A 13940-nucleotide genomic window follows, 5' to 3' on the forward strand; every position below is an offset into this window, starting at 1 on the left:
GCGAACAATACAAAAAGCCACTCCTGTCCGAAGTGGCTTTTTGTATCTTCAACTAGAGAAGAAACTACGGTTTTACAATCTTGATTTTCTGGCCCAATTTCACGCCTACATCCGACAGATTATTCCAGGCCTGAATCTGTTCAATGCTTACGCCATAAATCTGAGAAATACGGAACATGGTTTCGCCCTTCGCAACGGTGTGATACGTTACTGCCGACGATTCTGTTGGTGTAGCCGTTTTGGCAGTTGAAGAGGGTTGCACAAGTCGACCGCCCGGAGTAGGCTTAACCGCTAGTTGCTGACCAACCTCAAGTTTGTCATTGGTTGTCAGATTGTTGAGTGCAAGTAGTTCATCAACGGTTAGCCCATGTAGTTTCGAAATACTATAATACGTTTGGCCCGCTTCGACCGTATGCGTAGCAGCGGAACGATTGGTTACTGAAGGAGAAACGGGTTTAGGTTCAGAGGTTGTGGTAACAGGTATTGTTGATCGTGTTTCTACTTTGGCAGCCGGACGAGGTGGTGCTTTCGTTGGTGGCACAGCAGAAGGCACGGTCAATGAGCCATCTGCCTGTTGTTCACGAGGACCTTCATCTTTACTTGTTTCTGGTCGACCCATGTCGATGTCGGCGGCCGGAGTAGATTTAGGACGCTGTGTAGTAGCATACGTATCGGCAGGTTTGGCTTTCTGCGGTATCGTAGAGCTATTGGCCGTTTTATCCTGCTCAGGCATAGTGGCAACTGGCACTGATTTCGTAGGCTGCGATCCATCAGGTGTACGAACAATGACAACGCGTTGCGATCCATCATTACTACTCGTTGTAGAAACAGGCGCTGGCACCGAACGGCTGTTTGTTGGCGGTGTGGTTGGTCGGGTTGACTCTGGCTGTGGAGCCGTTGCCGGTTCAGAGGTACCATCGTTCGGGGTTACGCCACCGCCGACCAGTTTAGGCTGATACAGTTTTCGTTCGGATGGGTTTCGGGGTACGCTCTCACTACCACTTACAGAGCGGGGAACACCACCTGCAGGTGTATTTGCGGCTACATCTGACCGAGTGGGAGGTGTTGGCGTCTGATCGTAAACAGGAGGAGTTGGTGCGTTAATAATCTCGACAGGTTTGTTGCTGGGTCTGCGATCACGAAGCCACATTACCCGTCCTGTTGCCAGTTTCTGAACGCGATCCAGACGATTATAACGCATCAGTTTTTTAAGCCGGATACCATAGCGCTGCGATATACTACGAGCCGTTTCATCTTCACGAACAGTGTGAAAAGGAACCAGGGCCTTTTTTCGTTTCTTAGCCAGATAATATACATCATTGACAATCACCGGATCGCGGTCGCTCATATCGTTGTAGCGCAAAAAGCTCGACAGACTAATCTTCGCTTTTCGTGACAGCGATGCCGCGTTGTCGCCCGCCTGAGCCTGAATACCTGGCAAGCCATTAATCTCGTACAAAATGGGGTCGTTCTTACTACTCAGGCCCGTTGTTACTCGGCGCAAAACTGGAAATCCAACGTCATTCTGAACAAAATCGGGGGTCTTTTTGGCATCTACATTAACTATTTTCTGCCGTACATCATTGATCTGATTACTCGCTACCGGTATCGCCATTACGTAGGCTTTATCGGTAGGTACTGCATCGCCCAATACCCAACGATTATACTTGCGAAGCTCAAACTCATCAACACTCAATTCTTCGGCGATTGCCTTCATGCTTTTACCCCCTCCGTTCGGATACTCGATCAGCGCAAATCGATTGCTGGTCTGGTGGGTTTGAAGCGCATTTTCGATGGCAATTTTATGGGCAAAGAATCGTAAAATATAGCGATCAGTATGGCCATCAAGCGCTACTTCACGAGCATACGACCAATCGGGCGGAATTAACTTAGCGATACCTCCCGCACCGAGGTAATAGGAATAGAGGGAGGCTACCCAGTTATTAAATTGAGAATTACTTCGTTTCAAATACTTAGAGGCTCCGTGCGTAGAGGCCGTAATGCTCTTTCGCTCATCCACTACGTCATCTACGCGCATGCCATTGTCCATGGCGGTCTCGCGTTTGAACTGCCAGTATCCTACGGCTGTCGACGACGATACGGCATCGGGCGTAAGTGAGCTTTCCTGAACGGCAAGGTATTTAAAATCAGTGGGTACATCTTCGTCAATCAGGATAGCTTCAATCATTGGGAAATAAAGCACTACCCGATCAAGTTTGGCGACCCAGTACTGCCGATTTGCCATAAGCGCGTTGACATCCTGTTGTACAATACGGCGGGCGTCGGGATCTAACTGCACCGATATATCGGCAAAGGTCAGTTGTTCCGGCACCGTTGGCACGCTCACTTGCGCCGATGCCATGAAGCCTGTCAACAGAAAAAGAAGCGTTACTAAATGAATTCGTTTTTTCATAAATCATACCGCAATGGCGGCTCATTTTGTCAATCGCACTTATCGTTTTCGCATCACCATAATCCCGTCCCGGACGGGCAAGAGCACATTTTCTACGCGCGAATCGTCCTGAACTTTTTGGTTAAAAGCCAGCACCGCCATTGTATCAAGGTCCGATGATTTTACTGATTCAACAACCTTGCCACTCCATAAAACATTGTCGGCCAAAATGAAACCACCCGGTCTGACTTTATCCAAAATGAGATCAAAATAGACTGAATTATTGCGTTTATCGGCGTCGATAAATACTAGATCAAACGTTTCGTTGAGGGTTGGAATTATATCGACTGCCACACCGAGTCGAAAATCCAGCTTATCCTTTAAAGGCGATTGTTCCCAGTAAGATCGGGCAAAGTCTTCGAGTTCTTCGTTATGATCAATGGTAATTAATAGACCATCGTCCGTTAATCCTTCGGCTAAACAAAGGGCAGAATAGCCCGTATAAGTACCAATTTCGAGAATTCGACGCGGACGAATCATCCAGGAGATCATCGACAAAAAACGGCCTTGCATATGCCCCGACAACATTCGGGGGGCTATGATATGAGCACGGGTATTACGATTAAGTTGATGCAGCAACTCAGTTTCGGGCGAGGTAAACGCTTCCGCGTAGGCGCTTATGTTGGCGGGCAGAAAATCCATTCGGCTATTTACCTGTACAGTCAGTTGTGACAACAGGCAAGGGCTGGTTTCAGTAAAAGTAACGTATAGCTGGCATAAATCGGTACTATAACTAGACTAAATCCTATTTTTCGAGTCTATTAAAATAGTAACAGGTCCATCATTGAGTAACGACACTTTCATATCAGCTCCAAACTCACCAGTCTGGATTGGCTTGCCCAGGTCTATTGATAATTGAGCAATCATGGCTTCATAAAGTGGTATGGCTACATCCGGGCGGGCAGCTTCAATAAAACTGGGTCGATTCCCTTTTTTGGTACTGGCATGAAGTGTAAACTGGCTGATCAATAAAATACTACCATCCACAGCAGCTAGGTCCAGGTTCATTTTACCATCGGCATCGCTAAAAATACGCATGCCAATTAGTTTCCGGCTAAGCCACTCCACATCCTCATGAGTATCGGTATGGGTAATGCCAAGTAAAACTAAAAAGCCTGTTCCAATCTGGCCTTTTATCTGATTTTCAATGGTAACCGAAGCGTGTGAAACACGCTGAACAACAGCAATCATACTAACAAAAACTAACTTACGAGAACAATTTATTAAAAAGGCTATTCTTTACTTGCCTATACCCATTGTTAATTCAGGGCAGGCTTTCCAGGTTTTGAAAATTCTTCAGCAACTACCTTTAGTAACTAATTTACTAAAACTACCTACCTTGCGCGATCATTCGAATTACAGACTATATAATCCTAGTTTTGATCAATGAGTTACTACTATTAACAAAAAAATGGGGTTCTGATTAAACTCTATAGTGAAGTAGATGTCATAGTTCGTGTCACATATGGCCATCTCTAATTCGCTTTGACTAATTTAAAAAAATGAATAGGAAATTACTGATTTTGTTGTTTATACTCGGATCGATAGCCACGTTCATCGGCTTTTTCGTCATATTAATTGATTGGTTACAGGATTATACTAATGGAGTTAATCATCACAGCTTAATCGAATCTATTCTCGAAACAGGTGTATTACTCGTTTATGCCTATTTTGGTATTCGATTTTTCAGTAGACACTTCAGTTTTTTACACTAATTTCCACTTCCAGAAAGCAGCATAAAACGATGAAAAATTACCCTTCACAGGAGGGTGCATGATAGAACTCAAACAGAGTTTTGTAATATTTGATGCGGAAACTGTATTGAAACCTAGCTTATAGGATCAATCCTGCTCCAAACACCTTGACTCCGTACGTATTTATCATCGTTTTATGCTTACCTTCTCCTCACGTATCCCCTTTTTTATAGCGGCTTTAGGCATTAGCCTTACGCTTCATGCTCAGCCCGGTGCGCCAAAAGCCAATGATTCCACGACACCTTTGCACCTGTTGCAGCCCGATTACCCCGTTCCATATGGTCAGCCTAAGGTCGATGAAGTAACGGGAGTGTTACGGCGGATTTATACCTATCTGGATGCCAATACACCAACCCAACTTATTGACAAGGAGACGAAGAAAGACATCCCGTCGGGAGGTGCGTTTAATCCGAATGCCATTTTCAAACCTGGTGATTTTCGGCTAATCAGCTACGAATGGGGTGTTACGTATACGGGAATGCTACTCGCCAGCGAAGCCACTGGCGACGCCCGCTATGCCGATTACACTAACAAACGACTCCAATTTATTGCGGATCAGGTGCCGTATTTCCGGGCTCAGGTACTAGCCGATCCAAAAGCAAACACACCCATGCGGTCGGTATTGGTCCCACACGCACTCGATGATGCCGGGGCTATGTGTGCAGCTATGATCAAAGCGAGTCGGGCGGGTGGCATAAAAGCCGATTTGCGGCCACTCATTGATAACTACATCAATTATATCCAAACGAAAGAATTTCGCTTAGCCGACGGTACACTGGCTCGCAATCGTCCGCAGCCTAACACGCTCTGGCTCGATGATCTGTTCATGAGCGTTCCGGCATTAGCCCAAATGGGCAAACTCACCGGCGACCAGAAATATTATGATGAAGCGGTGAAGCAGGTTACTCAGTTTGCCAAGCGGATGTTCAATCCTCAGAAAGGATTATATATGCACGGTTGGGTCGAAGGCATGGCTGTTCATCCAGAGTTTCATTGGGGAAGGGCTAATGGCTGGGGAATTTTAACTGCGGTGGAGCTGCTGGATGTACTACCCGAAAACCATCCCGGCCGACCAGCTATTCTGGATTTACTGAAAGCACATGCCAAAGGGTTAGCCGCTCAACAATCGGGTTCAGGCTTCTGGCATCAACTACTTGATCGTAATGATTCTTATCTGGAAACATCGGCCACGGCCATTTATGTTTATTGTTTCGCGAGAGCGATTAACCGGGGTTGGCTCGATCCTTTAGCCTACGCTCCGGCGGCTTTATTAGGCTGGAATGCGGTAGCTACCAAAGTTACCCAAGGCGGTCAGGTTGAGGGTGTTTGTGTAGGCACGGGTATGGGTTTTGATCCAGCGTTTTATTACCACCGCCCCATTAATCCCTACGCGGCTCACGGTTATGGGCCTGCATTGTTAGCAGGTGCCGAAGTTATAAATATGCTAAAAAAGCACACGTTTGAAATCAACGATAGTTCATTGCAACTGACGCAGAAGAAGTAGCGATAGCCAGGCAATATTTATTTGAGAATCAGGCAGGTGAGTTCAGGAGAGTTCGTACCAAAAAACTAACTTATTTTGTACAATACGTTTTATCATAGGTTTGTTACAGGATAAGCCCACCAGATGTCTGATGGGCTTATTTAGTTTAGCGGGATTTCCGACTAGATTTTTACAGCTTGACGGGCTAATAATTTCCAGTTTCCTTTCTGCTTAATCCACACCAGCAGTACACTCAGTTTCACCTGCCCTGGTTTGCCTTTATCAAGCGTCTCACCCATCAATTTATGGCGAACCAGAGCCGTATTATCAACAACTGTAATCGTCTGATCAACTAACTCGATACTTACGAAATCAGACGTACCGCTTGTTAGTGCCTCCACAAACGCGGCTTTATCTTCAATTTTTCCACTCGAATGTCCATAACTTAAATCATCGGCGGCAATGGCTTCTAATTTAGCTTTATCTGGAGAAATCATCAATAATCTCAAATGCTCAACAGCCTGACTAACAGCAGTTTGATCTTTACTTTGAGCAACACTATTGGTGGTTACGGCAACTAAACTGCAAAAAACAACAAGAGTAAGCACAATAAGTTTCATTGGCATAATTGGTAAATGTTATCTGTTTTTCCCCAATTGCCTCTACTTGGGGCAATCGTTATTTGAAAAGCAAAAGTCGATAATTTTTACCTAGTGTTAACGGAAACTTATTAAGTAATACGTATAAGTGTCTAAAAATCCATAAATGTTTTCTAACTAAAACTCCCCTTCGCCTGGCTCTTTCAGCTTCTTTTTGGCCTGATGCAAACGGTAGTTGAATGTCAGATTGATCTGCCGTAAGCGCCCCTGTGAGCTGCTTTCGGTATAGAAGTTAGCTCCTTCGGTAATGGAGCGGTACCGACGGGAATTAAATACGTCGAGAACATTGAGAACCAACGTACCGTTGTTTTTAAGAATATCTTTACTAACCGATAAGTCCAGTGTAGCAATAGCCTGTCGGGTGCCCTGGGGTGTTTTTTGTGGAGCTTCGTAGTTACCCCGCATCTGGAAATCAGTATTCCGCCAGATCGTAAATCGGGAAGTCATGCGGGTAAACCAGCTGTATGTATCACTCTGATAGCTTACATCCAGATTACCTCCATTTGTAGTAGCTCTAAAAAAATTGACACTGCCGTCGAGTTTCCACCATTTATAGAGCGCATATGAACCGGCAAATTCAGCCCCATATGAGTCTTCGGTAGCTAGGTTTTCGGGGCGGGTCGTTGAAAAGCCCTGATCATTTACCCGGCGAATTCGGATAATTTTGCCCGTGGTGTACCGGTAATAAATCGACGAGCTAATCGACCCTTTTTCTACATATTTAATATGCCCGATTTCAAAGGCGTCGGTAAATTCAGGATTTAGGTCGGGGTTACCACTGAAGAAATTTCGGTTATCACTGAACGTCATAAACGGACTCAAATCATTGTATTGTGGCCGTCGTACCCGGCGGCTGTAGCTAATTTGCAAGGCGTGCTGGCTGGGCAAATCGTACGTAGCGTGTATGCTTGGAAACAGGTTAGCATAACTACGGGGATTTACATCATTGGTTTGTTTCAGGGTGGTAGTCACTCCAGTCCACTCTGCCCGAAGCCCCAATTGGTAAGAAAACTTTCGAATCTTATTCCCTACGATTCCGTACAGCGCATTGATCTTTTCCTCATACAAAAAATTGTTGGTCAGGTTAGGGAGTTGAAACCAGCTCCCGTCGGAGTTCTGCTGAATAACGGTATAATCGTTCGTCATATTCCGGGTGCTACTGCGCAATCCCCCTTCCAGTTTCCCATCTTTTTTAAATGGACGGACATAATCAACCTGCACCAAAAACTGCTTTTCAGTTTCATCATTTATTGCCCGTTGTAATGTACTCGGAATGCCAGAAGGAGCTCCGTTGGGCAGAATTGTTTGCTGAGCAAAATACTGATCCGATTTTTCCCAGTTATCCAGATAGCGTACGTCAGCAGTGAGTTCGTGACCTTCACGGGCAAAGGTCTTTTTGTAGCTGATCACGTACTCCGAATTAGGCTCCGTTTCCGTTTCGTCCTGCGTTCGATTGGTAATCGTTTGTAGTGTCTTCGTATTAGGCAGATAATCAAGGTACTGGATATCAGAAAAACGTTTGCCTTTACTAAGGCGCCATGTGTATGAGGCCGTCAAAATACTTTTAGGATTGAAGAAATAGTCAATCCCGGCGCGGGCATTGTTGTTTTGCCCTTTCAATTTATAGGTCGAGCTTTGGCTGTAAGCAAAGGTTGTGTCATTGCTATACACTTCCTGATAGAGCGAACTTCGACCGGGTGTGTTGCGGTAAGAGGCTGTGTAATTGATGAAGAAATTCAGGTTTTTACGTCGGTAATTGACGTTAGCTGCTGCCCCAAAATTGGCCGGATTACCCGTAATCACATCGAATGAGCCGTTGAAGCCTTCTTTCCGTTCTTTCTTCAGGACGATGTTGATAATACCGCCCATGCCTTCAGCTTCGTACCGGGCCGATGGATTCGTAATCACCTCAACCCGTTCTACCATACTGCCCTGTAATTGCTGTAGGCCAGCTCCACCTTTGAGGCTCACTAAACCAGATGGCTTTCCATCAATCAGAATACGAACGCTGTTACTCCCGCGCAAACTAACATTGCCATCTCCATCGACGGCCACCGATGGAATGTTTTTCAGAATATCCGACGCGGTACCACCAGCATTCGCTAAGTCTTTACCAACGTTGAAAATTCGTTTGTCCAGTGATAATTCCATCTGGCTTTTTTCGCCTTTCACAACGACTTCCTCCAGTTTTTTCGCGCTGGATTTAAGTACAGATGTGCCGATTTGCAAGTCCTGATTAACTATATGGATGTCGGGAATTGTCTTATCCTGATACGACAAAGCCGTCACTTTCAGGTAATAGTGGCCGGGCTTGGTCTGCAATTCAAATTTTCCGGCATCATCCGATACGACGCCCGTCACCAGAACAGATCCAGTAGCCTGATAGAGCGCTATAGAAGCAAACGGTATGGGCTTATTATCTTCATCAATGAATACACCCCGAATCCAAACCGAATGCTCGGTTTTACTGACTTGGGCGAAGGTCATCGTTGGTAATAAAAGGAAGAGAAGTATGTGAAAGCGTAGAGCAATCTGGTGCATAGTTGAGTAGCCCGCCCTGATGAATCGGCTCGAATCAGTTGGGAATTAGAGATTAAAATCGGCTTAATACATAAAGAAATCGACGCCGGGCATCTACCAGCGTCGATGTAATTTTTCTTAGAACCGATGGCGCAAGGCTCTGGCCTTGTGCCGACTATTTTTCGACCTCTGGCCGGTATTAAAGTCTATTATCTAAATCGGCCGGAGGCCGGAGAATAATTGACACAAGGCCAGAGCCTTGCGCCATCATCAGGGCAAAATATAAACGATCAGCGAACGGGCACCGTGGGCGCCAATCACTAAGCTCTGCTCAATGTCAGCCGTTTTGGAAGGGCCGCTGATAAACGTACCGAATCCAGTTGTATCAACCTGTATTTTCTTATAGGCATCATGCATGTTGGCCACAATGGTTGACTGCCGAATTATAATGACTAAATACTGCGTAATCATTGGCACTACACGATGCGGCAGTTGACGTTCATCGACCCAGATAGCGGCATTTTCCGCAACGGCTAGCGGACCTTCAATAATGGTCAGATTCAGCCCAGATAACTCGTGCGGATCGGCAACGTCCAGTATAACATCGGCCATATGTGCCAATTCAGGACAGGTCGTTGCCACGTTTGTGAGCGCAGGATAATGCTCTTTCAAATGAGCTTCAATGGCTTTATAGTCGGGAACAACAACAGCCATACCACCAACAAACGCCAGCGAATCACTGAATTGCTTCGTCAGATCCGGGAACAGGGATGTAAATGTAAACTGCTCCGGAAGTGGCATTAACGAAGGCTGATTGGCCTGAATACTAGCCAGAATTTTTTCGCGGGTGGTCATGCTTTTTTGTTGTTAATGTACCAGTCGCGGAAACTCTCGGCAGGTGGCTCGGGCATTTCACGCTGATTATACCACGGATTGAAGCGATTTTCGACCGTAACGGGCGCAAATCGTAACACACCCCGCCCTACTTTACCAGCCATCCGATACAGTCGGGGCGATTCCAGCACCGTGGCCATTGCCTTCATCGACACGGTTTTTGACGTTGGCCCGTAGCCTTCCTGCATAAGCACCTGGCGCCATTTGTAAAGCTGGTCATGGATGTCAATCTTCACCGGACACACGTTCGAACATGACCCACAAAGCGTTGATGCAAAGGGCAGATCGGCGTTCAGTTTCATATCCAGGTTGGGTGCCAGAATAGAGCCAATTGGCCCAGCCACAGCACTGTGGTAGCTATGCCCACCCGATCGCCGGTAAACTGGACACGTGTTCATGCAAGCCGCACACCGGATGCACTTGAGTGAATTTCGAAAATCAGGTCGGCCCAGTTGGCGACTGCGTCCGTTATCGACAATAACAATGTGCATTTCCTGGCCAGGTCGCGGGCGATGAAAATGGCTCGAAAACGTTGTGATAGGCTGCCCTGTTGCCGACCGAGCCAGTAATCGCAGGAAAACACCCAGATGCTCAGCACGGGGAATAATTTTTTCAAAACCCATAGCCGCAATATGCACATCGGCCAGATGAGCGCCCATATCAGCGTTGCCTTCGTTGGTACAAACGACAAATCCGCCGGTTTCGGCAATAGCGAAGTTGACACCCGTTAGAGCTACTTTTCGGGTCAGGAACGTCTCGCGAAGGTGCTGACGAGCCGCTTCGGTCAAATATTGAGGATCGGTAGCGCCTTTTTCGGTACCGAGGTGTTCATGAAAAGTTTCGCCAACATCGGCCTTGGTCAAGTGAATGGCAGGCAAGACAATATGCGAAGGAGGTTCCTTTCGCATTTGCACGATGCGCTCGCCTAAGTCACTATCAATCACCTCAATACCATGCCGTGTCAGATAATCATTGAGGTGGCACTCTTCGGTCAGCATCGACTTCGATTTGACCATTCGAGTGGCTCCAGCCTTTTGAATCAGGTCATGAATGATGGCATTATGTTCAGCTCCATCAGTGGCCCAGTGAACTGTAATGCCGTTGCGTTTGGCGTTTTCTTCAAACTGCGCCAGTAAATCGTGCATGTTGGATAGCACATGATTTTTTATCTGCGAAGCTGCCTCACGCAACTGCTCCCACTCGGGTAGCTGGGCTACCGCACGGTCGCGTTTTGTGCGGACAAACCAAAGCGTTTCGTCGTGCCAATCGACCCTGGGTTCGTTTTTATTGAACTCAATGGCGGCATGAGCGTGATCTAGATTTAGCTGGTTCATGTTGGTTCAGGTTTCAAGTTTCATGTTCCACGTTTCAGACTGGTTGCTACTGACTAACCTGAAACTTGGAACATGAAACCATTAACTTATTTATACCGTAGCCGTCAGGATTTCGGCAATGTGTTTAACCTGTACGTTCGAGTTGGCCCGCTTCAGTATACCTTCCATATGCATCAGGCACGACACGTCTACCCCTGTAATGTAGTGAACTCCATGACGGAGGTGGTCAGCCACGCGATCTTTACCCATCTTGGCTGATACAGCTTCTTCGGTCACGCAAAACGTACCACCGAAACCGCAGCATTCGTCACGCCGGTCGAGCTGAATCAATTCCAGATCTTTTACCAGATTAAGCAACTGGACTGGTTTAGAATAGGGAGGGGCAACCAGTTCTGACATTTGCGCCAAATGCAAGCCACGCTGTCCGTGGCAACTCTGGTGCAACCCAACCCGATACGGAAATGTTGCTTCCAGAGTCGATATTTTGAGCACGTCTGTCAGGAATTCGGTGAGTTCGTAGATGCGCGAGCGAATCTCTGTAGCCGCTGTTTCATTGGTTCCATGCAGATGATGTTTGATGTGCAAGGTGCAACTTCCCGATGGAGAGACAATGTAATCGTATCCGGCAAAGTTGCTCACGAAATTATCATTACAACCACCAGTCAGGTGTTCGTAACCTGAGTTCGCCATTGGCTGACCGCAACAGGTTTGTTGTAACGGATACGCTACGTCGCAACCTACTTTCTCCAGCAATTTCAGCGTGGCAATGGCCACTTTCGGGTAAAACTGGTCGATGTAACAGGGAATAAATAAGCCAACTTTCATATACATTCAGGCTAACTACATGCCTTGCTGAGTTCGTTTGTATCAGCCTCTATTAATCCAATAAAAGCCTTTTCGAAAAATCCAGATCAGAGATTACGGATGTCTGGTTATCTCGCACCTGCTCAGAACGAGACTCCTTACAAAAATAGGTCCTTTCCAGAACCTAACCTTTCCTGTACTCTCCTATAAAGTAATTAAAAACAGCTAAAGTCATTATTTTTTATCTGTTCCAGGTTCCAGATAAGGCATAGATTCAACAGATAACTGTCGGTTCATGATTCATTTTACCTATGTTATCCTCCGTTCATGTAAGCCCCATCCGTAACGGATTTACTGGTTAATTCAGTTCTACTCCAAGCTACGTAACTCTGAAAGGGTTACAATCGCTCATTCTGCCGTGAGGTGAAGCTCACTCAAACCGGTAGATTTTAGCCTCTATCCGCTTGTGTGCGTAAGCAATGTCCTGCCTCAGAACTGAATACTTTCAAGAAAACCACCTACAAAATGACTCATCTACTCAAGGCGAAACTACTGCTCAGTAGCCTCTTAATTAGCGGGTTATTCGCCTTTATTTCGGCCGATCCAAACGTCTTTGCGCCTGACTATATCAAAAATACTATGCTTAAGGTGGTAGACTGGCAACTGAAACACCCGAAGCACAAAACCACCGACTGGACCAACGGGGCCTTCTATGCGGGTGTATTTGCGGCTTACGAAACCACGAAATCGCCTGTAGTACTGGATTCACTGATGGCGATGGGTGAACGCACGGGTTGGCAACCCGGCTCCCGCTATGATCATGCTGATGATATTGCCATCTGTCAGACCTACATCAATTTGTATCGACTCAAAAAAGATCGCCGGATGATTCAGCCTACGATTGATACGGTGCAGAAGCTGGGTCGTATTCCGGGCAAAGAGGTTAAAAATCACGGCATTACCTGGTGGTGGTGCGATGCACTGTTTATGGCTCCCCCTGTGCTGGGGCAGTTGGGTAACGAACTAAAAGACCCTTCCGCTTTTGCACTGAATGATTCGCTCTATAAACAAACGTATAAACTCCTGTACAATCAGGAAGAACACCTGTTTGCGCGGGATGCCAATTACCTCGTCAATGCAGCGGGCGAAGGCAAGCTGGAAAGCAATGGTAAAAAAATCTTCTGGTCTCGGGGTAATGGCTGGGTTATAGGTGGACTGGCTCTCCTGTTACAGGAACTCCCTAAAAACTACCCTACTCGAAACTGGTATGTAACTATATACAAGCAGATGAGCGAACGGCTTATTGGCTTACAGCAAGCCGATGGCTTATGGCGATCCAGCCTGCTCGACCCCGATGCATATCCCGGTGGCGAAGGGAGTGGCTCTGGTTTCGACTGTTATGCGCTGGCCTGGGGAATCAATCAGGGAATTCTGGATAAGAAAACCTATTTACCTGTTGTTCAAAAGGCCTGGGCTGGTCTGAATACGCTGGTTTCGCCAGAAGGGCGCGTGGGTTGGGTCCAACCCATTGGCGGTGATCCTCGCCGTAACTTCAACGCAGATAGCTGGGAAGTATACGGTTCCGGCGCTTATCTGCTGGCCGGTTCCGAGGTAATTAAAATCAAGGAATTAGTGAAGCGGTAATGAGTATGATATATCTCTGATGGCATATCCGAGAACGGTGATTTATAGCGCTGATCAACTACTTCCGAACGCACATTAAAATCATTAATTTTATGGCATCAATTGATCCAGCTCTGGCTATTCATTTGGTGCCATTTCACTTGGATAAATACAAAATCCTAAACCCGGCTTTATCAGTTTAGATACTTATTAATCTAGGCTTTTTGATGTTCACAACACTCTTTTCTACAATTAAACCAGATAGGCTGGCGTTTCGGTAACGTTACCGGCAACGCTTGCATAAAAATAATCGGATATTTTCTTCTTTATATCTAGTATTTTTCAGAAGCTTATAGAAGTCATTAGCCATAAATAAGAATCGTCACTAAGAGCCATATCTCCAAATAATCCAGAAAA

The 13940-nt window shown here is 46.3% G+C and carries 10 protein-coding genes; 2 read left to right on the forward strand and 8 right to left on the reverse strand.

The genetic code is table 11. The annotated features are described in order from the left end of the window. Positions 1 to 64 precede the first annotated feature (64 nt). From GO755_RS14760 to dtd, 3 genes are all read right to left on the reverse strand, one after another. A complete protein-coding gene (locus GO755_RS14760) occupies positions 65 to 2413 on the reverse strand; it encodes a LysM peptidoglycan-binding domain-containing protein (protein ID WP_157585946.1) in 2349 nt (782 codons plus the stop codon). Positions 2414 to 2452: 39 nt separating this feature from the next. After that, entirely contained in the window at positions 2453 to 3094 is a 642-nt protein-coding gene (locus GO755_RS14765; RefSeq protein ID WP_157586371.1) for an O-methyltransferase, read from the reverse strand. Between the two features lie 96 nt (positions 3095 to 3190). Beyond that, entirely contained in the window at positions 3191 to 3643 is a 453-nt protein-coding gene (gene dtd / locus GO755_RS14770) for a D-aminoacyl-tRNA deacylase (RefSeq protein ID WP_157585947.1), read from the reverse strand. A gap of 699 nt (positions 3644 to 4342) precedes the next feature. On the opposite strand from dtd, the gene GO755_RS14775 reads away from it, so the two are divergent. Next, positions 4343 to 5710, forward strand: a complete 1368-nt coding sequence (locus tag GO755_RS14775; RefSeq protein ID WP_157585948.1) for a glycoside hydrolase family 88/105 protein — start codon at positions 4343 to 4345, stop codon at positions 5708 to 5710. 161 nt (positions 5711 to 5871) lie between these two features. Here GO755_RS14775 and GO755_RS14780 read toward each other — a convergent pair whose 3' ends face one another. The 5 genes from GO755_RS14780 to GO755_RS14800 form a co-directional block, all read right to left on the reverse strand. Then, positions 5872 to 6309 (reverse strand): nuclear transport factor 2 family protein, encoded by a 438-nt coding sequence (locus GO755_RS14780; protein WP_157585949.1) that lies wholly within the window; start codon positions 6307 to 6309, stop codon positions 5872 to 5874. Positions 6310 to 6465: 156 nt separating this feature from the next. After that, a complete protein-coding gene (locus tag GO755_RS14785; protein ID WP_227686962.1) occupies positions 6466 to 8835 on the reverse strand; it encodes an outer membrane beta-barrel family protein in 2370 nt (789 codons plus the stop codon). A gap of 303 nt (positions 8836 to 9138) precedes the next feature. Next, positions 9139 to 9723: a LutC/YkgG family protein gene (locus GO755_RS14790; protein WP_157585951.1), complete on the reverse strand. Its 585-nt coding sequence runs from the start codon at positions 9721 to 9723 to the stop codon at positions 9139 to 9141. Further along, positions 9720 to 11096: a lactate utilization protein B gene (locus GO755_RS14795; RefSeq protein ID WP_157585952.1), complete on the reverse strand. Its 1377-nt coding sequence runs from the start codon at positions 11094 to 11096 to the stop codon at positions 9720 to 9722. The genes GO755_RS14790 and GO755_RS14795 overlap by 4 nt, the downstream gene beginning before the upstream one ends. A 90-nt stretch (positions 11097 to 11186) precedes the next feature. Further along, entirely contained in the window at positions 11187 to 11921 is a 735-nt protein-coding gene (locus GO755_RS14800; protein WP_157585953.1) for a (Fe-S)-binding protein, read from the reverse strand. Between the two features lie 504 nt (positions 11922 to 12425). On the opposite strand from GO755_RS14800, the gene GO755_RS14805 reads away from it, so the two are divergent. Continuing rightward, positions 12426 to 13544 (forward strand): glycoside hydrolase family 88/105 protein, encoded by a 1119-nt coding sequence (locus tag GO755_RS14805; RefSeq protein ID WP_157585954.1) that lies wholly within the window; start codon positions 12426 to 12428, stop codon positions 13542 to 13544. The last annotated feature ends 396 nt before the right edge of the window (positions 13545 to 13940 follow it).

Origin of the sequence: Spirosoma arboris (assembly GCF_009754945.1) — a bacterium.
GTDB lineage: Bacteria > Bacteroidota > Bacteroidia > Cytophagales > Spirosomataceae > Spirosoma > Spirosoma arboris.

Bases quoted from the DNA above. Each gene is read 5' to 3' on its own strand.
- GO755_RS14760 (WP_157585946.1), bottom strand. From the start codon at position 2,413: ATGAAAAAACGAATTCATTTAGTAACGCTTCTTTTTCTGTTGACAGGC.
- GO755_RS14805 (WP_157585954.1), top strand. From the start codon at position 12,426: ATGACTCATCTACTCAAGGCGAAACTACTGCTCAGTAGCCTCTTAATT.
- GO755_RS14775 (WP_157585948.1), top strand. From the start codon at position 4,343: ATGCTTACCTTCTCCTCACGTATCCCCTTTTTTATAGCGGCTTTAGGC.
- GO755_RS14795 (WP_157585952.1), bottom strand. From the start codon at position 11,096: ATGAACCAGCTAAATCTAGATCACGCTCATGCCGCCATTGAGTTCAAT.
- GO755_RS14785 (WP_227686962.1), bottom strand. From the start codon at position 8,835: ATGACCTTCGCCCAAGTCAGTAAAACCGAGCATTCGGTTTGGATTCGG.
- GO755_RS14800 (WP_157585953.1), bottom strand. From the start codon at position 11,921: ATGAAAGTTGGCTTATTTATTCCCTGTTACATCGACCAGTTTTACCCG.
- dtd (WP_157585947.1), bottom strand. From the start codon at position 3,643: ATGATTGCTGTTGTTCAGCGTGTTTCACACGCTTCGGTTACCATTGAA.
- GO755_RS14765 (WP_157586371.1), bottom strand. From the start codon at position 3,094: ATGGATTTTCTGCCCGCCAACATAAGCGCCTACGCGGAAGCGTTTACC.
- GO755_RS14790 (WP_157585951.1), bottom strand. From the start codon at position 9,723: ATGACCACCCGCGAAAAAATTCTGGCTAGTATTCAGGCCAATCAGCCT.
- GO755_RS14780 (WP_157585949.1), bottom strand. From the start codon at position 6,309: ATGAAACTTATTGTGCTTACTCTTGTTGTTTTTTGCAGTTTAGTTGCC.